This window comes from Streptosporangium lutulentum (assembly GCF_030811455.1).
GTDB classification, from domain to species: domain Bacteria; phylum Actinomycetota; class Actinomycetes; order Streptosporangiales; family Streptosporangiaceae; genus Streptosporangium; species Streptosporangium lutulentum.
The window spans coordinates 6,914,758-6,933,250 of record NZ_JAUSQU010000001.1 but is presented as its reverse complement, the minus strand read 5'-3'; the positions used below and the strand labels follow the sequence as shown (position 1 = coordinate 6,933,250).

Annotated in this window: 18 protein-coding genes; 5 read left to right on the top strand and 13 right to left on the bottom strand. The window is 68.8% G+C overall.

What is annotated here, in order from left to right; translation table 11 throughout:
- Positions 1-68: 68 nt before the first annotated feature.
- Complete coding sequence (locus J2853_RS30825) at positions 69-1,619, bottom strand: M28 family peptidase (protein ID WP_307564072.1); 1,551 nt, start codon at positions 1,617-1,619, stop codon at positions 69-71.
- 214 nt (positions 1,620-1,833) lie between these two features.
- Here J2853_RS30825 and J2853_RS30820 point away from each other — a divergent pair, with 214 nt between their 5' ends.
- Both J2853_RS30820 and lipB read left to right on the top strand, forming a co-directional pair.
- On the top strand, positions 1,834-2,019 hold the full coding sequence (locus J2853_RS30820) for a PspC domain-containing protein (RefSeq protein ID WP_307564070.1): 186 nt from the start codon (positions 1,834-1,836) through the stop codon (positions 2,017-2,019).
- A gap of 16 nt (positions 2,020-2,035) precedes the next feature.
- Positions 2,036-2,674, top strand: coding sequence for a lipoyl(octanoyl) transferase LipB (gene lipB / locus J2853_RS30815; protein ID WP_307564068.1), 639 nt, complete (start codon positions 2,036-2,038; stop codon positions 2,672-2,674).
- 43 nt (positions 2,675-2,717) lie between these two features.
- Here lipB and J2853_RS30810 read toward each other — a convergent pair whose 3' ends face one another.
- Positions 2,718-4,286, bottom strand: a complete 1,569-nt coding sequence (locus J2853_RS30810; RefSeq protein WP_307564066.1) for an amino acid permease — start codon at positions 4,284-4,286, stop codon at positions 2,718-2,720.
- The gene (locus tag J2853_RS30805; RefSeq protein ID WP_307564064.1) at positions 4,283-5,230 is read right to left on the bottom strand and encodes a phosphotransferase family protein; all 948 of its coding nucleotides are present in this window, start codon (positions 5,228-5,230) and stop codon (positions 4,283-4,285) included. Before J2853_RS30805 ends, J2853_RS30810 begins: the two co-directional genes overlap by 4 nt.
- A 75-nt stretch (positions 5,231-5,305) precedes the next feature.
- Between J2853_RS30805 and J2853_RS30800 the strand changes: the two genes are divergently transcribed.
- Entirely contained in the window at positions 5,306-7,798 is a 2,493-nt protein-coding gene (locus J2853_RS30800; RefSeq protein WP_307564062.1) for a GcvT family protein, read from the top strand.
- Here the strand turns inward: J2853_RS30800 and J2853_RS30795 are convergent.
- The 8 genes from J2853_RS30795 to J2853_RS30760 form a co-directional block, all read right to left on the bottom strand.
- On the bottom strand, positions 7,756-9,084 hold the full coding sequence (locus tag J2853_RS30795; protein ID WP_307564061.1) for an MFS transporter: 1,329 nt from the start codon (positions 9,082-9,084) through the stop codon (positions 7,756-7,758). The genes J2853_RS30800 and J2853_RS30795 overlap by 43 nt on opposite strands.
- Entirely contained in the window at positions 9,081-9,704 is a 624-nt protein-coding gene (locus tag J2853_RS30790) for a winged helix-turn-helix domain-containing protein (RefSeq protein ID WP_307564059.1), read from the bottom strand. Before J2853_RS30790 ends, J2853_RS30795 begins: the two co-directional genes overlap by 4 nt.
- Positions 9,705-9,899: 195 nt before the next feature.
- Complete coding sequence (locus J2853_RS30785) at positions 9,900-10,562, bottom strand: HAD-IA family hydrolase (protein WP_307564057.1); 663 nt, start codon at positions 10,560-10,562, stop codon at positions 9,900-9,902.
- Positions 10,483-11,133, bottom strand: coding sequence for a thymidylate synthase family protein (locus J2853_RS30780; RefSeq protein ID WP_307564055.1), 651 nt, complete (start codon positions 11,131-11,133; stop codon positions 10,483-10,485). The genes J2853_RS30785 and J2853_RS30780 overlap by 80 nt, the downstream gene beginning before the upstream one ends.
- A 51-nt stretch (positions 11,134-11,184) precedes the next feature.
- Positions 11,185-11,868, bottom strand: a complete 684-nt coding sequence (locus J2853_RS30775) for a hypothetical protein (RefSeq protein ID WP_307564053.1) — start codon at positions 11,866-11,868, stop codon at positions 11,185-11,187.
- A 282-nt stretch (positions 11,869-12,150) separates the two neighbouring features.
- Complete coding sequence (locus J2853_RS30770; RefSeq protein ID WP_307564051.1) at positions 12,151-12,900, bottom strand: STAS domain-containing protein; 750 nt, start codon at positions 12,898-12,900, stop codon at positions 12,151-12,153.
- Positions 12,901-13,151: 251 nt separating this feature from the next.
- The gene (locus J2853_RS30765; RefSeq protein ID WP_307564050.1) at positions 13,152-13,436 is read right to left on the bottom strand and encodes a YiaA/YiaB family inner membrane protein; all 285 of its coding nucleotides are present in this window, start codon (positions 13,434-13,436) and stop codon (positions 13,152-13,154) included.
- A 163-nt stretch (positions 13,437-13,599) separates the two neighbouring features.
- On the bottom strand, positions 13,600-15,174 hold the full coding sequence (locus J2853_RS30760; protein ID WP_307564048.1) for an amidase family protein: 1,575 nt from the start codon (positions 15,172-15,174) through the stop codon (positions 13,600-13,602).
- A gap of 288 nt (positions 15,175-15,462) precedes the next feature.
- On the opposite strand from J2853_RS30760, the gene J2853_RS30755 reads away from it, so the two are divergent.
- On the top strand, positions 15,463-15,837 hold the full coding sequence (locus tag J2853_RS30755; protein ID WP_307564046.1) for a hypothetical protein: 375 nt from the start codon (positions 15,463-15,465) through the stop codon (positions 15,835-15,837).
- An 84-nt stretch (positions 15,838-15,921) separates the two neighbouring features.
- Here J2853_RS30755 and J2853_RS30750 read toward each other — a convergent pair whose 3' ends face one another.
- Both J2853_RS30750 and J2853_RS30745 read right to left on the bottom strand, forming a co-directional pair.
- Positions 15,922-16,788 carry a TIGR03619 family F420-dependent LLM class oxidoreductase gene (locus J2853_RS30750; protein WP_307564044.1) on the bottom strand — a complete coding sequence of 289 codons (867 nt, stop codon included), beginning with the start codon at positions 16,786-16,788 and terminating at the stop codon, positions 15,922-15,924.
- A gap of 409 nt (positions 16,789-17,197) precedes the next feature.
- Positions 17,198-17,533, bottom strand: coding sequence for a winged helix-turn-helix transcriptional regulator (locus J2853_RS30745; protein ID WP_307564043.1), 336 nt, complete (start codon positions 17,531-17,533; stop codon positions 17,198-17,200).
- Positions 17,534-17,655: 122 nt separating this feature from the next.
- Between J2853_RS30745 and J2853_RS30740 the strand changes: the two genes are divergently transcribed.
- A complete protein-coding gene (locus J2853_RS30740) occupies positions 17,656-18,492 on the top strand; it encodes an MBL fold metallo-hydrolase (RefSeq protein WP_307564041.1) in 837 nt (278 codons plus the stop codon).
- Position 18,493 lies beyond the last annotated feature (1 nt).

Below are 18,493 nucleotides of genomic sequence, written 5' to 3'. Positions count from 1 at the left end.
GTGGGGGGTCCCCGAGCGGCGCGCACTCCCTGGCGGGGGTGCGCGCCGTACAGCGTGGTGGTGCGCTTTTAGAAGGCCGCGCCTTCGGGTGCCCGCGAGGCGGGCGCCGCGGCGACCTTGGAGAGGGCCGCCGTGGTGCGGGCGGGGATGGAGGAGAGGTCGTAGGCGTAGTACGCGGTGGCGTAGCCGACGGCCTTGGAGTTGCGGTCGAGAGCGGCGGTGCTGATGTTGTTGATGTCGTCGCACGCGGCGTGGTAGCAGGGGTCGTAGGCGATGCCCGCCGTGCCGCCGAAGACGGCGGCCTCCTCGGCGGTCTTGACGCCCTCGGCGCCGGTGAAGAGCCCGCCCGCCGGGATGCCGTTCGCGATGAAGGCGCCGTAGTCGGAGCGGCCGGTGAAGTCGGTGCCCTTGGACGGCAGGCGGCGCTGGCTGTAGAACCGCTCGAAGCGCTTCTCGATCTGGGCGGAGCCCACCGGGCCGGGGCCCGCGCCCTCGGCGTCGGAGTCGTCACCGTCGTAGATGAAGCTGACGTCGTTGGACGAGGCGATCATGTCGAAGTTCAGGTAGACCCGGATCTTGTTCCGCTCGGCGGCGGAGAGACCCGCGACGTACTGGTCGGAGCCGAGCAGCCCCAGCTCCTCGGCGGTCCACCAGGCGAAGCGCAGCCTGTTCTTGGTGGGCACCTTGGCCAGCTTGAGCGCGGTCTCCAGGATGGCGCCGCTGCCCGAGGCGTTGTCGTTGATGCCGGCGCCCTCGTGCACGCCGTCCAGGTGGGCGCCGGCCATGACGACCGAGTCGGACCTGCCCCACCGGGATTCGGCGATGAGGTTCTTGCTCTGGCCGATCGTGGTCTTGGCGTCCACCTTCAGGCGCACGGTCGTGTTCGGGCTGTCGGCCAGGTCCTGGCCGACGGCGGTGCTCGCCATCACGATCGGGAAGCCGAAGCGCCACTCGACGATGTCGAAGAGGAGCGGGTCGGTACGGCCCGGCTGACCCTCGTTGAAGAAGATCACTCCGGACGCGCCGGCCGCCTTGGCGTTGGTGGCCTTGTCCACGAACGGGCAGGTGCCGCGCTGGAGCAGTGCGATCCGGCCCGGGACGAACCCGGCGAAGTCGGCGGTCTCGCAGCCCGAGGTGGAGCTGGAGACCGGCGGCGGCGGGAGGATCAGGTCGACGCCCTGGACCTGCGCGGTGACGTCGCCCGCGCCGGAGGAGACCACGGTCACGTAGTCGGCCGGGTTGGCGTAGGTCTTCGCCTCGGGGGCCGTCTGCTGCAGCACCGAGGGGCTGAGCTCCTCCCAGCCGAGCGGGAACTCGACGTTGGTCGTGGAGGTCTTGTACCCCGCCTTGCGGAGCTTGTCCTGCACGTAGGCGAGGGAGGCCTCATGGCCGGGCGTGCCCGCCGCGCGGTTGCCGCCGTTGGCGTTCGCGATCTCCTGGAAGCGGTCCAGGTGCTTCTTGACGTTCGAGCCCTTGATCTGCGTGGCGAAGACGTTGGCCAGAACGTCGGAGACATCGATGCTGGACGCGCTCGCCGGTGGGGTGAAGGCGAGGGGGAGTGCGATGGCTGTGACCAGGGCGGCGGTCCGAACCATGCTGCGTCGTAAATTCAGGCGCATAACGCTCCTTGGGGTGGAACGCAGGGAGAAATCCCTACAGGTACAAAGCGGAACGTACAGGTAGCACCCGCCTCCGTATAGATGTCCTCGCACCAAGTGTCAGGAAATGGCCACGGCCCCGACCCTGTCAGGGTTTTCTCAGGGATGCCGAGGGAACGGGAGCCTCTCCGCCATACGTTGGACGGGATGAAGAACATCGATTCGGGGAGGAAACATGCACCGTTCCAGAAACCACAAGATAATCGCCGGCGTCTGCGGCGGGATCGCGGACAGCATCGGCATTCCGCCCACGATTGTCCGGGTGCTGTGGCTGCTGTTCTCGCTCATCCCGGGTCCGCTCTGGGTCGCCTACGTCCTGTTGTGGATCTTCATGCCCAAGGCGCCCGCAGCCCAGTACTGAAAATAAGCTGGTGGGCATGAGGCAACGACCCCTGTCCCTGATCCAGGACGACCTGGTCGACTACGAGAAGGCCATGGAGCGGATGGCCGACCTGGTCGGCCTGCGGCAGCGTGACGAGCGACCCGACACGCTCTGGCTGCTCAGCCACCCACAGGTCTACACGGTCGGCAGGCGCACGCTGGAGCAGCACCTGCCCGACCCCTCCCACGGCATCCCCGTCCTGAGCACGGGCCGCGGCGGTCAGCTCACCTACCACGGCCCCGGCCAGCTGGTCGGGTATCTGATCGTCAAGCTCGGCGAGGACGAGGGGATCGTCGACTACGTCCGCGAGGTCGAGCTCAGGCTCGTCGAAGCGCTCGACGGGCTGGGCGTCCCGGCCGAGCGCCGCGACACCCCGCCCGGCTCCGAGCTGCTCACCGGAGTGTGGACGAAGGAGACGGGCCGGAAGATCGCCTCGATCGGCATGCGGCAGAGCCGCAGCGTGACCAGCCACGGGTTCGCCCTCAACGTCGACGGCGACCTGACCCCGTGGGACTGGGCGGTGGCCTGCGGCATGCCCGACGTCGACATGACCTCCATGGGGAGGGAGGCCCCCGCCGCCGCCACCATGGACCGGGTCCGGGCGGCGGTGGCGGGAGCCTTCGAGGCGAGCTGACCGCTCTCGGGGAGCGGGCCGGTCACGTCGTGGCCGGAGCCGCTCAGCCGATCGTCTCCATTCCGGCCTGGTCCGCGGGGCCGGCCGAGTCGGCCGCGTCGGCCGCGTCGACCGTACGGCGCGGGCCGGTGAACCAGTGCCTGGCCGACAGCGCCCACCACAGGCCCACGGCCAGCACCATCACGCCGACCACGATCGGCGCGTAGTTGACCGCGGTCCAGGTGAAGTCGGCGCTGAACGGCACGGCGGCCGGGACCAGCGGCATGATGAAGTAGACGGAGACGACGGCGATCTCGACGATGGCGATCCAGCACATGACCTTGTACTTCGCCCCCAGCGTCCAGGGACCCGGCTGGAACCGGTCGCCCATCCGCAGCCGGAGCCAGATCGGGATCGCGAAGGCGATGTAGAGGCCGATGACCGCCACCGACACGACCGCGTAGAAGGCCAGCGGCAAGCCGCCGGGGGCCTCGTACAACGCGGGCAGGGTGAGGATCAGCGCGGCCGTGCAGCCGAAGACGATCGCGTTGACGGGGGTCCGGTTGGCGTCCACCCTCGACCACAGGCGCCAGCCGGGGATCGCGCCGTCCCGGGAGAACGCGTAGGTCATCCGGGACATCGAGGTCACGCAGCTCATCCCGCAGAAGAACTGGCCGATGGTGGAGATCGCGAAGATCGCCGTGGCCAGGTTGCCGGGGAGCGCGCTGTCGAAGATGGCGCCGACGAAGCCGCCCGCGTCGTTGACCGCGTTCACGTCGGTGGCGGCGAACAGGAAGGCCAGCAGCAGGACCCAGCCGCCGATCGCCGAGTAGAAGATCGACTGCCACAGTCCCCGGGCGGCGGCGGTGGAGGCGCCCTGGGTCTCCTCCGACACGTGCGCGCACGCGTCGAACCCGGTGATCGTGTACTGGGTCAGCAGGAAGCCGAGCGGCAGCACGTAGAACCAGTAGGACGAGTCGGAGAAGCCGGAGTTGTTGATCGTCTCGGTGAAGACGAACGACATCGACTGGTGCGAGTCGGGGCCGAAGACCAGGATCAGCACGACCACCGCGGCGCCGAACACGTGCCACCACACCGAGACGTTCTGCAGCGTCGCGATCAGCCGGTGGGAAAAGACGTTGATCAGGCCGTGCAGCACGAGGATGACCGCGAACAGGATGAACGCGTTGGTCAGGGTGGGGTCCCAGCCGGGGAAGAACCGGTTGAGGGTGATGTTCAGGAAGGTCGCGCAGCCGTAGTCGACCGAGGCCGTCACCGCGATCAGGCCGATGAGGTTGAACCACCCGGTGAACCAGCCGTGGATCGGCCTGCCCATCTTGGCGGCCCACCAGTAGATGCCGCCGGCGGTCGGATAGGCCGACACCAGCTCCGACATGCACAGACCGATGATCAAAATGAAGATCGAGATCAGCGGCCAGCCCCACGAGATGGCGACGGGACCGCCGTTGTTCCAGGCCTGGCCGAAGGTGGTGAAGCACCCGGCCAGGATGGAGATGATCGAGAAGGAGATGGCGAAGTTGGAGAAGCCGCTCCAGGTTCTGGAGAGCTCCTGCTTGTAACCGAGTTCGGCGAGTCGTCTGGTGTCGTCGTCGACCGGTGTTGGCTTGGTCACTCAAGCCTCCTTGGTGGTGCGGGGGGTGAAGATCCGGGGCGCGAACCTCGGACGTCATCGATGAGCAGCCCGAACTCCGGGTCGTCCAGATCCCGTACGGCCTGCTCGAACTTGTCGGCCGCCTCGGCGTCGTAGTCGAAGTCGGCGTCGGCCGCCTGCTCCCTCAGCAGCCCGTGGTGCACGGCGAACCAGAGGGTCCAGGTCAGGTTGGACATGATGAGGTTGAGCCGGACCCTGGAGGTCAGCCGCCGCTCGTCCCGGCCGAAGTAGGCGCGGGCCAGGCGCAGGGTCAGGTCCGGGTCGTAGTCCGCCTCGGCGGCGATGTCACCCAGCTCGAAGGACGGGTCGTTGTTCCCCGAGAGCTGGTAGTCGACGATCCTGATCTCGGTGCCGCACCGGATGAAGTTCTCCGGCAGCAGGTCGTTGTGGCACGGCACCGAGGGGAGCGGATCGGCGGCCAGCGCGCGCTCGATCTCGGCCACCACCGGCAGCAGGTCCTCGTAACCCTCGGGCGTCGGGAGCCCGTGGGTATGGCAGAGGTCGAGGAACTGGTCGAGCTTGCGGAAGATGGAGAAGTCGTTGACGAACCGGGGACCGGCGTGAAGGCGGCGGCAGGCGGCCGCGATGGGACCGGTGAGCGTCCGCACCGCGTGCGCGTTCAGCGTGGTCCCGTCGAGATACTCCAGCAGCAGGGCGCCGGGCATCCGGTGCAGCACCCCCGGGCCGACCCCCGCGTCGGCCGCGCGCAACGTGTTGGAGATCTCCTGGTCGAGGGGGATGCCGAGGCCCGCTTCGGAGACCCGCGGATCGAGCACTCGCAGCAGCCATCGCTGTCCGTCGGCCGCGTCCAGCCGGGCGATCCGGTGGCTGAGCCCACCTTTGATCGGTGTCTCGGTTATGGGCTGTCCGGCCCATTTTCGGATGGCAGCGAGAGCATCTGGCATACAGCACTCCTTTGGCCTACCTTCGTACCATTGATCAGATTCTGAGTACAGGTTGTTACAGAGGGGTTGCAGACCTTGAAACTTCCCGACTCCGCGCGCGCCGTCGTGATCGGCGGCGGGGTGGCCGGGTGCAGCGTGGCCTATCATCTGGCGAGGCTCGGCTGGACCGAAGTGATCATGGTCGAGCAGCACGAGCTCACCGAGGGGACCACCTGGCACTCGGCCGGGTTCGTGGGACAACTCCGCTCGACCGTCACCCAGACCAAGATGATTATGTATTCGGCCGGGCTCTATCCCGAGCTCGCCGAGCTGACCGGATTGGATCCCGGCTGGCACGGGGTCGGCGGGCTGCGCCTGGCGACCACGCCCGAACGGGTGGAGGAGTCGCTGCGGCTGGCCGGGGCCGGGGAGACCTACGGCCTCGGACTGGAGGTGCTCTCCGGGGCGGAGGCGGGGGAGATGCTCCCGCTGCTCGACGTCGGCGACGTGCGCGCCGCGCTCTGGCTCCCCGGTGACGGCTGGCTCGATCCGGCGCTGCTGGCCAGGGCGCTGGCGGCCGGGGCGTCGACGCTGGGCGTGCGGATCTTCACCGGGACCCGCGTGGTGGGGCTCGACGTCGCGGGCGGCGAGATCTCCGGGGTGCGCCTCGCGTCGGGGGCCGAGGAGTGGTCGGTCCGGGCCGGGACCGTGGTCATCGCGGCGGGGGCCGCCAGCGGGCGGGTCGGGAGGCTGGCCGGGGTGGACATCCCGGTCGTGCCGATCAAACACCAGTATGTCGTCACCGAGTCGTTCGGCGTTCCCGCGTCGACGCCCACGGTCCGGGATCCGGACAACATCGTCTATTTCCGGGAGGAAGGCGGCGGGATCCTGGTCGGGGGATATATCAGGACACCGGAGATCTGGGACACGGCTCGCCCGCTGGAGGAGCCCCGGACGCTGTTCCCCGCTGATATGCCGAAATTTCAAGAATCGTGGGAGTCTGCGGCGCGGCGAGTCCCCTCGCTGGGCGCGGCCCCGATCGCGAAGGTCGTCCACGGGCCGGAGGCGTTCACCCCGGACGGAGAGTTCCTGCTGGGCGAGACCACGGTCCGCGGCCTGTGGGCGGCGGCGGGGTTCTGCGTCCACGGGCTGGCGGCGGCGGGCGGCGTCGGCAAGGTCATGGCCGAGTGGATCGTGGACGGCTCGCCCGAGTACGACGTGTTCGGCATGGACCTGCGCCGGTTCGGCGGCCACGCCCGCTCCGCCTCGTGGGCGCGGGCCAAGGCGCTGGACTCCTACTCGAAGTACTACGACATCGTCTACCCCGGCGAGGAACGCACCGCGGCCCGGCCGCTGCGCCGCTCCCCGGCGTGGGTACGGCACGCGGAACTGGGCGCGGTCTTCGGCGAGAAGTCGGGCTGGGAGCGGGTCAACTGGTTCGAGTCCAACGCGAGTCCCTCACCGGAGGCGGGTCCGCCGCAGGAGTCAGGCCCGTCACAGGAGGCGGGCCCGTCGCAGGACGCGCGTCCGGAGGGGTGGGCGGGCAGGGTCTGGTCCTCGGCGGTCCGGCAGGAGTGCCTGGCCACGCGGGACGCGGCCGGACTGTTCGACCAGACGTCGTTCTCGAAGCTGGAGGTGTCGGGACCCACTGCCCTGGCGGGGTTGCAGCGGGTGTGCGCCGGGCAGCTCGACAGGCCCGTCGGCTCGATCGTCTACACCCAGCTCCTGAACGAGCGCGGCGGCATCGAGGCCGACCTGACCGTCACCCGCCTGGCCGAGGACCGCTTCCGCCTGGTCACCGGCACCGCCTTCGGCGTCCACGACGCCGCCTGGCTCCGCGGCCACGGCCTCGACGTCCGGGACGTCACCTCGGCCCACGCCTGCTACTGCCTCTGGGGCCCGAGGGCGCTCGACATCCTCGGCTCCGTCTCCGGCGACGACCTGACCTTCGGCTACATGAGGGCCAGGGAGATCAGCGTCGGAAACGTCCCCGTGCTGGCCCAGCGGGTGACGTTCGTGGGCGAGTTCGGCTGGGAGCTGTACTGCCCGTCGGAGTACGGGCTGACGCTGTGGGACACGCTCATGGAGGCGGGCGCGCCGTACGGCATGCGACCGGCCGGGTATCGCGCGATCGACTCGATGCGCCTGGAGAAGGGCTACCGGGTCTGGGGGCTGGACGTCACCCCGGAGACCACCCCGTACGAGGGCGGCCTGGGCTTCGCGGTGGCCGGGGACAAGGACTTCCTCGGCCGGGCCGCGCTCGAGGCGGCCACCCGGCACTCCTCCCCGAGCCCGTCCGCCGCGGGCACCCCGGCCTCGCGCCTGGTCTGCCTCGTCCTGGACGACCCCCGCCAGGTGTGCCTCGGCGGCGAGCCGGTCAGGGTCGGAGGCCGACCGGCCTCGCGGGTGACCAGCGGCGGGTACGGCCATCGCGTGGACCGCTCGATCGCCTACGCCTACCTGCCGGCGGGGACCGCGCCCGGCGACCGCGTCGAGGTCGGGATCACCGGTGCGTGGACCGAGGCCACGGTCACCGCCGAACCCCTCTATGACCCGGCCTCGACGCGCGTCAGGAGCATTCCGGACTGATCCTCCGGCTCCACCGTGGGCTCGGGCGTCTCCTCCATGGAGGACGCCGGCAGGTCCCGGACCCGGCGGATCGGGGAGAAGTAGAGGATCAGCGCGGCCAGCGGGACCCCCGCCGTCATGATCCACATCGCCGGGCGGACTCCGAGGGCGGTGCCGAGGGCGCCGCCCAGCAGCGCGCCGAGCGGGATCGTTCCGTAGTTGAGGAACGCGGCGCTCGCGGTGAGCCGCCCGAGCAGGGCGGGCGGGCAGTACGCCTGCTGGAAGCTTGACTTGATGACGTTTCCGGCCACCACCCCGGCGGAGACACAGAAGCTGCCGACGACGTACAGAAGCAGTCCCGCGCCGCCGACGGTGAGCGGGATGAGCAGGGCGAACACGGGGAGACCCAGTTCGAAGAACAGCGTCGCGCGGGCGGTGCCGATCCGGGCGGCGACCCGGCGGGCGGCGAACGCCCCGGCGATGCCACCGGTGCTGGCGGCCGCGATCAGTCCGCCGACGGCGCCGGAATCGAGGCCGACGTCTCGGACCAGGAAGACCACCAGGATCGACTGATAGCCGATCAGCGCGAGGTTGGAGGCGGCCCCGAAGAGCGTCAGCGTACGGAACCAGGGATCGCGGGCGACCAGCCGCAGACCTTCGCCGACCTCTCTGACCAGCGCCCTGGGGGGACGCTCGACCTTGGCGACGGGGGGTTCGCGGTGCCGGATGCCCGACAGGCAGAGCAGGGACACGAGAAACGTCGCGGCGTTGGCGAACAGTCCGTTCACCGCGCCCGCCACCTGCGCGATCAGACCTCCGGCCCCGAGTCCGGCGATCTGCGCGGCGGACGCGCTCCCGTGCAACTTGGCGTTGCCCTCGGACTGGTCGGCGGGCTCCAGAATGCTGGGGAGATAGGCGCTGTAGGCGGTCTGGAAGAACACGGCGGCCGTGCCGGCCAGCAGCGTGACGGCCAGCAGCAGGCCGATGCTCAGCCGGCCGTACCACGAGGAGATCGGGACCCCGATGAACAGCAGGAAGGAGACGGCCGCCGAGGCGAGCATGATCGGCCTGCGGCGGAACCTGTCCACCCAGACGCCGACGGGAAGACCGATGATCAGCCAGGGCAGCCACGAGGCGGCGCTCAGCAGGCTGACCTCGAAGGTGCCGGCGTTCAGGGTGGAGACCGCGACGAGCGGCATCGCCACACCCGTGACGGAGGCGCCGAACTTGCCGGCTGTCTCGCCGCACCAGAGCAGCCGGAAATCGCGGTGGCGACGGAGCAGGCCACCGCGTGTGCTGTTGCTCATCTGGTGTCGCGTTCCTTCCGCGGGAACGACTGGAGCTGCACGATGATGGGCAGCGCGTCCGGGTCGGGCTCCGCGTCCGGGTCGGACTCCGCGCCCGGTGCCGGGAGATGGCGCTCGACGACGGCGGTCAGTTCCTCGTTCAGCGCTTTGAGCTGGGCCGGGGTCATCCGCAGGTCGCTCCAGGCGGAGAGGGTGCCGACGTTGCGCCATTCGTCGGCCCAGTCCTCGCCGATGTAGTTGATGACCCGGTTGAACTGCTGGTTCACCAGCTCGTGCAGGTAGACCGAGAGCGCGCCCTGGGTCTCGGGGTTGTCGCGGAAATCGACGGTGTTCAGCACGCTCGGCTGATTCACCACCCGCCACCAGCGCTCGCGTTTGGTGCCCCGTCCGGTCTCCTCCTCGATGAAGCCGTGTTCGGCGAGGTGGCGCAGGTGCCAGCTGACGGTTCCGGTGTTCTCGCCGAGCCGCTCGGAGAGTCCTGTGGAGGTGGCGGGGCCGTCGAGCTTCAGCAGTTCGAGCAGTCTCACCCGCAGCGGGTGCGCCAGCCCGCGCAGGCTGCGGGCATCGATGAGACGGGTTGGTTTGGCATCTTCGGGAGTGGTTTGGGGGTCATCGATCATGACGATGACGATACCTTGCAGAGAGTCCTCTGCATAGGGTTCTCCGCAGAGAACTCTCTGCAAGTTGTCGTCACCGCATGAAGGCACCGTGCGGCGTCTCCACGGTGCGGTGACTCCACGGCGCGGCTCCGCTGTGCGGTGACTCCATAGCGCGGTGGCTTCGCTGCGCGGTGACTTCACCGCGTGGCGACGGTTCTAGACGGTGCCGAGGTCGGCGACGGTGCGGTGAACGGGGATGCCGGGGGTGGGGGACGCTCCGGTGCGGTTCACCCAGCAGAAGTCCACGCCCGCGGCCTCAGCGCAGCCGCCGTCGCTCACCGGAGAGTCGCCGACCATCAGGGCGTCGTCCGCTTTGGCCTCCAGCAGGTTCAGAGCGTGGTGGAGCAGCTCGCCGTCGGGCTTGCGCAGCCCCACCTCGGGCGCGATCACCACGTGCTCGAAGAACCCGCCGATCCGGGTACGGCTGAGCTTGGCCCGCTGGACGTGGGCGATGCCGTCGGTCACCAGGGCCAGCCGGAACCTCCGTGACAGCCGGCGCAGGGCGGCGCGGGCCTCGGAGAAGAGGGTCACGTTGCGCCCCAGCGCGTCTTCGAACGCGGAGGCCACCCGGGGCTGGGCGCCCATCCGCGCCCAGCGTTCCAGTCGCAGCTCGGAGAGGGTGATCCGGTGCTCGCGGTAGGCGGCCCAGAGCGGTTCGTTGGCGGCGTGAAACTGTCTCAGGAACTCGGCCCGGCCGGTACGGAAGAACCGGCGGTGGATCTCGTGGAGGGCCAGACGCTCAGTCTGGGCGTAGTCGACCACGGTCCCGTCGAGATCGACGAGCAGGACCTGGTGTCGACTCTCCCTCGCCGAGCCCATCGTGCTCCGACAGCTGGAGGATCTTCTCGACCATCGCCTCGTCCGCGACGTAGATGTGAGGAACGTCGACGAAGACCCTCATTGACCCACAGCTCACTCCAAGGTCACCGGCGACCTCGCTCTGGATACTACGCAGTGGCACGTAGTTCAGATAGGCGGTGAACGCGTTCTGCGAGCGGAAGGCGGCGGTCATGACCAGCCGTCCGGAGCGGAGCCGGAAGGCCAGACCGGTCAGGCAGGGAACCGCGTTGGGAGCCTCGCCGGGGACGGTGAGCGAGATCCAGCCACTCTTGGTGTACGGCTTGGCGCGGAGCACATCGGTGATCCAGCGGAGCTGGTCGACGTCGAGAGCCTGGCGGAGCCGCCCGCCGTAGCTGTACTTGAACGGCGGCACGATCGTCCGTTCGGTGAACTTGCTGGCGTACAGCGGGATCTTCCTCGCGTCGCCGTAGGATTTCAGGACCGGATCGTCCCAGGTCAGCCCGGTGATCTCGAACAGCACCGCCGAGGCTTCGATGATCGGGCCCCGGTCGTCCTCGGCGGGCCCGCCGTTGTCCTTCACATGTCGCATCAGCCAGATCCACGTCTCCCCACAAGACGCGAATCTGAGGAGGTCGGGCATTCAGGTCTCCACGTTGGGAAAATGGAAAGGATTGTGTGGGAGCCGGCGCTGCCGGGAGACATTGGCGCGGACGTAGTAGACGAAATAGTGGATCAGCGCGAGCAGTCCGATGACCACCAGGATCAGGGCCGCGGTGGGCTCGGCCCCGATCAGGCCGAGCACGCCGATCGCGATGTAGGAACTGTTGACCAGGGCCAGCATCATCACGTTGATCCCCGGCCAGGCCAGTGGCGCGTAGGTTTCCGGGTATCGGGGGTCAACCGGCAGGTTGGGGGTCCAGCCGAGGGCTGAGAGGTGATCCTTGAGCTGGACGACGTAGAGCAGGCGGAAGTTGTTGAGGGCCCGTGCGGTCCTCATGTGCGCGTTGACCGCCTCGATCAGCCGCAGGAAGGGCAGCACGTTGAGCACCCCGAACCCGGCGACCGTCGCGAACAGATACGCGGGTACGGCGTCCCAGGTGGTCAGCGCGACCGGGCTGACCACCTTCGCGCTGACCAGCGCGATCGCGGCGGCGAAGGGGGCGCCGAGCAGGCTCATGGAGAGCCGGGTCATTTTGATGCGTTCGTCCTTGGCCGCGAGGTATACCTGATATGTCCCGGTAAAGTCCACGGAGACGAGGGCAAGGAATTCCCTGGGTTCGACGGGCAGCTCGTCCAGCCTTTCGGGCAGGGACTCCGCGGTCATCCGAGGCGGTATCTTTCGCATCGGGACCCCACTTTCAAGGGCTAGTGGATTTTCCCAGTAAGAAGATATTGACGCACTTGTCATGCCAACGAGTGCTTTTTGGCGACATACGTCTCACGACTTCTTCGAGGAAGATTTTCCGCGGTGGCGGTGACCCGATATGCGAGCCTTGTGGAGGCTCCGACGGCACTGATCCCTGATCGAGAGCTCGTTCCACGCCGGAGAGCGGTACCGCTGTCCGCCCGCTCCCCGGTAGTTCTCAGCCGCCCCGGAGCTCCTCCCTCAGGAGGCCTGGATCTCTCCCTCTTCCAGGGCGGCCTCCACGGAGGCGGACATGGTGAAGTAGGGCAGCAGCCCGGTGGTGGTCAGCATGTGGCGCAGCGTCCGGCTTGCCCCGGCCAGAACCAGGCGAGTCCCCGTCTCCTGGCTCCTGTGCAGGATCCACAGCAGTTCCGCGATTCCGGTGGAGTCGCAGAAGGTGAGTTCCGTCAGATCGAGGATCAGCCACGGCACGGTCCCGGCCTGGATCGGCATGCCGGACGGCGCCTCAAGCGGGGGCGCGGGCCCCGCTGAGAGGGGAGCCGGTGTCACCGGGGGTTCGGGGGAGAGCGGTGACGGGCTTTCCGGGGAGAGCGGTGAGGGAGTCGCGGGGGAAAACGGTGACGGGCTTTCCGGGGAGAGCGGTGAGGGGGTCTCCGGGGAGAGCGGTGACGGCGTCGCGGGGGAAAGCGGTGACGGGCTTTCCGGGGAGAGCGGTGAGGGGGTCGCGGGGGAGAGCGGTGACGAGATCCCGGACGAGAGCGGTGAGGGGGTCTCGGGCGGGGGCGAGAGCGGTGACGCGCCGGAGGGCGGAGTCAGAAGCTCGGACGAGAGCGGTGACGGGTCGCCGGCGCTCATGCTCCAGATCTGGGTGATCCTCCTCCGGAAGATCGGTGCGAAGTCGTAGTCGAGCTCTCCGATCGCCCGGATAACGAGGGCGGTCCCGTGCACGCCGGACGAGATGGAGAGCGTGTTAACACCCTCGGGTGGCATGGAAGTCTCCTTAGACCCGCGATTCACAGGGCGGGCGTTCCCTCCGTCCTGCCGGGTATGCAGATTCGGCAGCCCGGGACGGTGAGGAATTACAGTGTACCTGGGAGATTTCATCCCATCCTGGGGACGGTTAAACGTGCATCGTGCTCCGCCGTGACGGCAGGTCGGCTCCGTCCGGCCTCGGTTCGAGCGGGCGCGTGGGGACTCCCCGCGGACGCCTGACGGAGGGGCGGCCTCCCGCGAGCCCGGGGTCAGTCGGTTTTGAAGGGGTCGTGCTCGGCCAGCAGCTTGTCCAGCCTGGCCTGGTCGACCCGGCTGACGACGGTGGCCTCCTCGTTCCGGTCGCGGACGCATTTGGCGAGCGTGAACGTCGACGTCACCACGTAGAGCAGCCCGAGCCCCATGAAGGATCGGACCCAGGCGTTCACCGGGAGATAGGTGATGCCGATCGTGAGAGCCGTCACGGCCAGCCCGAACGAGATGACGGCTTGAACGTAGAAAGCAGTCGTCGTAGTGGATTTCACCTGTCGTGTCATGTACCCCATCGTCGGGACGATTTGTCCTCGGGTCATGAGCGCGGCTACTTAGTTACTGGTGAGTAATTTCGTACCGGCCCGCCGTACCGATATGGAAACGGCGGATCCCGCCTCGCGCCCACCCGGAAAAGGTGGGTGCGAGGCGGGATCAGGGATCACAGGGTCAGGGCGCGCAGTCTCGCGGCTGCTTGCCGGGCTGGGCGCAGCGGAACAGGGACGGGTTGATCACCGACGGCGGGCGCCACTCGTGTGAGGCCTGCTCGTAGGCGTAGGCGTAGGCGAGGAGCTTGGCCTCGGTGTAGGCCGTGCCGAGGAAGGTCATGCCGAACGGCCGGCCGTTGGCCGGGTCGTACCCGATGGGCACGGCGACCGAGGGGTACTGCGCCCGCGCGCCGATGCCCGCCGAGCCGGGGCCGACGAACACGAGCGCGTCGAAGTCGCCGGCCTGCAGGGCCGAGTCGATGCGCTGGCGGGAACCGGAGATGCCGTTGTCGCGGTCGGCCTCGTAGGCGGCCTTGGTCGCGGGGTCGTCCAGATTGATGTTGTTCGAGGTCTCCAGCAGGGTCTGGCCGAACTTCATCGATCCCTCGCCGGCGTGGGCGAGGTTGAAACGCACGACGTCGTCCAGCGTCTTCATGGGAGCGCGGGCGGGAAGCCGGGCGAAGTAGGCGTTCAGGTCGCGCTTGAACTCGTAGTTGAGGATGCTCGCGGGCAGCCCGCTCGTGTCCACCGTCGCCGGGGCGACCGTGGCGCCCTGGGCGCGCAGCACATCGACGGCCTTGGTGAAGGCGGCGCCCTGGTTCCCCGTCGGCGTGCCGACGACGCCGATCCGCACGTTCTTGAGCGCGTCCTTCGACAGCGCCGCCGTGTAGTCGGTGCCGACGACGTCCTTGCTGGTCGCGGTCGCCGGGTCCTCGGGGTCGATGCCGGTGATCGCGGTCAGCAGCGCCGCCGCGTCGTACACGGAACGGGTCATCGGTCCGGCCGTGTCCTGGCTCGCGGCGATCGGGATGATTCCGGTCCGGCTGACCAGCCCGACGGTCGGCTTCACGCCGACGAGCGAGTTGGCCACCGACGGGCTGAGGATCGAGCCCGAGGTCTCGGTGCCGATGGTCACCGCGGCGAGGGAGGCGGCCGCCGCCGCGCCGGAGCCCGAACTCGATCCGCTCGGGGTCTGGCTGACGTCATAGGGGTTGAGGACCTGTCCGGCGAGCCCGCTGTATCCGGACGGCATCCCCGCCGTGGTGAAGTTCGCGAACTCGGTCAGGTTCGTCTTGCCGAGGATGACCGCTCCCGCGGCCCGCAGTCGCTTGACGAGGAAGGCGTCGTCCGCGGGATAGGAGTCGGCCAATGCCTGCGCGCCCGCGGTCGTCGGCAACTTCTTGATGTCGGTGTTGTCCTTCACCAGCACGGGAATGCCGTGCATCGGGCCGCGGACCCTGCCCCTGCTGCGGTCCTTGTCGGCCTGTCTGGCCTCGTTCAAAGCGTCGTCGTTGAGCACCCGGACGGCGTTCAGGCCGGGGCCGTGGGTATTGAGCGCCCGGATACGTTCGATGTAGGCGTTGACGAGCCACTCGGAGGTGATCTTCCTCGAACTCATGGCCTGTTGCAGCTGCGTGACCGTCGCCGTCTCCAGGTCGATGGAGAACGGAGGCTTGTTGCCGGTCGCCGCTTCGGTCGGAGAGGTCAGCACCACCGTGCCCAGAGCCATGGCGGTGGCGAGCGAGGTGGCGTACACGCTGGTGCGAGAGGTTAGACGGCGTAATCCAGGTCGGAAACCAGAACGATTCATGACGCGCACGTCCTTAGGTGGGTCCCAATCTCGGAGGCGGAGCCCGAGAAAACGATGATCACACAGGGATGATCACACAGAAGGGTGCATTACGGGCGTTATGCCTACATTTCGAATGTGTTACATCGCAGAAGGTTCGAAGTGGAAGGTGTCAGCGGCTTGGTGATCGGCGTCGGCCGCGTTCGGTCATGATCATGAAAGCGGATGTGCTCCGGCGGAGCTATCTTGGGAGAGGTGGAAGAGAACCGGGCACGACGGATCGTTGACGCGTTGCGCGAGCGTGGTGTGAACGCCCAGCTGGCGAGGGTCGGCGTGTATCAGTTCGGGATACGCGTGTCACTGCCCGACGGGCGTGAGGCGGAATGGGACACCGACGGCACGGCGGGCCTCGAAGCCCAGGTGATGCGGAACGGCATGCTGGTCGGTTTCGTGCCCGTCATCGAAGGGTCCGAGGACTTCGACGAGCAGCAGGCTCTCGACGCCATCGTGCGGACCGACTACGACCGGCCCATCGCCCGGCAACGCTCGGTGGCGCCGCCTCCGGCCCCGCCCCTGCCCCGGATCGGCGGGGTTTTCCGGCGCTTCCTCGACGGCTTCCGTTATCGATGACGTTCCGGCGTATCGACCGGACCGGGCGCGTCGTGAGCCCGGACATCTCCGGCGACCTCGCCGAGGCCGCCGGCGTGTGACGCCCTACTCCTTCAGGGCGGCGGCGACGGTGGCCAGATCGCTCCAGTGACGCTCGGGGTGGAAGGTCTCCTCGGGGTCGCCGCCGAACGGGTCCAGGACGACGCTCTCGGCGCCGAGGTCCCGCAGCTCCCGCAGGTCGGCACGGACCTGATCGAGCGTGCCCTCGCCCGCCGGCCGGTCCTCGGCGGTGAGAGGCGTGTCGGTGATGCGCAGCTTTATCCGCGGGGCGAGGGCGACCTGCCCTTCGGCCCGCAGGCGGGTCAGTGCCTCCCGGAACCAGGGCATGGTGAAGCTGATGGGATGCCAGGCGTCGCCGTACCGGATCGCGCGGCGCATGGCCGCGCCGCTGTTGCCGCCGATCCAGATCGGCAGCCCGGACGGCCGGGGCGTCGTGTGGACGTCGGTGAAGTCGGCGAACGGCCCGTGATGCTCGGCGACGTCCTGGTTCCAGTGGGCGCGCACCGCCGCGAGGTAGTCGTCGGTCATCGCGCCGCGTCGCTGGAACGGCAGTCCCAGTGCCTCGAACTCCTGCCGCGCCCATCCCACGCCGACGCCGAGGACGAACCTTCCCCCGCTGAGCAGGTGGAGGTTCGCCGCCATGCGGGCGGTCAGCAGCGGATGCCGGTACGGCATGATCAGGACCGTGGTGCCGATCCGGATCCGCTTCGTGATGCCCGCCAGCCACGCGAGCGTGGTGAACGGCTCGTAGAACGGCGCCGGATACTGCGTGGCGACGTCGGGAGTCACCGTCACGTGGTCGGACACCATGAGCAGGTCGAAGCCGAGCCCCTCGGCGACCAGCGCCCACCGCTCTAGCGTGTCCGGATTGGTGCCCGGACCGAAGTTGGGGACGTTCACGCCTATTTGCACTTAATACTCCATAGATCAATCGTTTGGGGTGCTTGTCGGTGTATTTCGTCACATGGCAACGGATCAAACGGTGAGGTTCGATGCGATCGACCTGCCAGGCCGGGCTTCCCCGTCCCCGCGCCATCCGGCTGGAGCGTCCCGGCGGCCGTCACCGGCCGTCGCGTGACGCGCTCGCGGAGTGTCGTTCCGTACAAAGCCTAGGCGGTGCTCCCGGCCGGGTGAATGGGATTTTTGCGGCGTTGCGGGATTATTGGCGCGGATCTTTCGGTCTTTTGGCCGTACGGCCGTGACTCGACGCGCGGAGGTCGTCCGGCCGTGCGTCCGCCCTCCCCTCCGGCACCCGCCGCGGGCCGGAACGGGAAAGGCGGAGAGCCCGGGGCCGGGACGTTTCGCGCGAAGAGCACCGGGGTCAGCGGGAGGCGGCCTGTGCCGCAGCCCAGTCGCAGATCGCGGCCAGCGGTTCCTGCAGGGTCTTTCCCAGGGCGGTCAGGGAGTACTCGACGTGCTGCGGTGCGGTCTCCTTCAGGACCCGCCGCTCGACCAGCCCGTCGGACTCCATCCCGCGCAGCGTCTCGGTCAGCACCTTCTGCGTGATGTCGGGCAACCGGCGGCGCAGCTCGGCGTGCCGTTGCGGGCCGGCCAGAAGCGCGTAGATCACGAGCACCCGCCACTTCGCGGCCAGCCGTTCGAGAGCCTGCCGGGTCGAGCAGCTCTCCTCCAGCACGTCCGGGATCACCAGCGCCATCAGACCTCCTCGTCGCCCCGGCCGCCGGCCGGGCATGGGCACCGAAAGGTGCCTTCTGGTCAGTGAATCCGGCCCCGCCTAGCGTCGAGATCAACGATACGCGCCGAAGGGGTCCCCCCACCATGACCGATCTCAGAGTTCACCCCTACACCGCCGCCGAGCCGGGCATCTTCGCCAACAGCTATCTGCTGGAGTGCGAGGACGGGGTCGTCCTCGTGGACGCCAACCTGCTCGTGTCGGACGCGCGGGCGTTGGCCGCACGGCTGGCCGCGCTGCGAAAGCCGCTGCTGGCGGCGTTCGTGACCCACGCCCACCCCGATCATTTCAACGGCCTGCCCTACGTGGCGGGCGATGACGTGCCGGTCTACGCCACGGCCGCCGTCGCGGAGACGATCGGTGAGATCGCGCTGCCGAAGCGGGAGCAGTGGCAGCCGCTTTACGGCGACGAGTGGCCCGACCGGTATCGGGTTCCCGACCACCCCCTGGCGTCCGGAGAGGTCGTGGAGGTCGGCGGGCTGCGCGTCGAGGTGCACGGTCTCGGCGCGGCGGAGAGCCACGCCGACTCCTACCTTCTCGTCCACGCGGGTTCGCGGCGGGAGGCCTTCATCGGTGACCTCGCCTTCGACGGCGTGCATTCCTACACCGCCGACGGGCACACCGGCCGGTGGCTGGACGCGCTGGACCGGTTGACCGGAGAGTTGAACGGCGTGCGGCTGTATCCCGGCCACGGTGCGCCGCGGGGGCGCGCACTGCTGGATGAGCAGCGACGGTATCTGCTGATGTACCGGGAGGCGGTGCGGAGGATCGCCGGGGGCGCCGCCACCCTCACCGACCCGCAGAAGCGGGAACTGACCGACGTGATGACCCGCTTCCTGCCGGACGCGCCACTGGCCTGGCTGATCGGCCTGGGCGCCGATGCCGTGGCCACGGAACTGGCCGCGCGGGCCGTGCCCGCCTGAA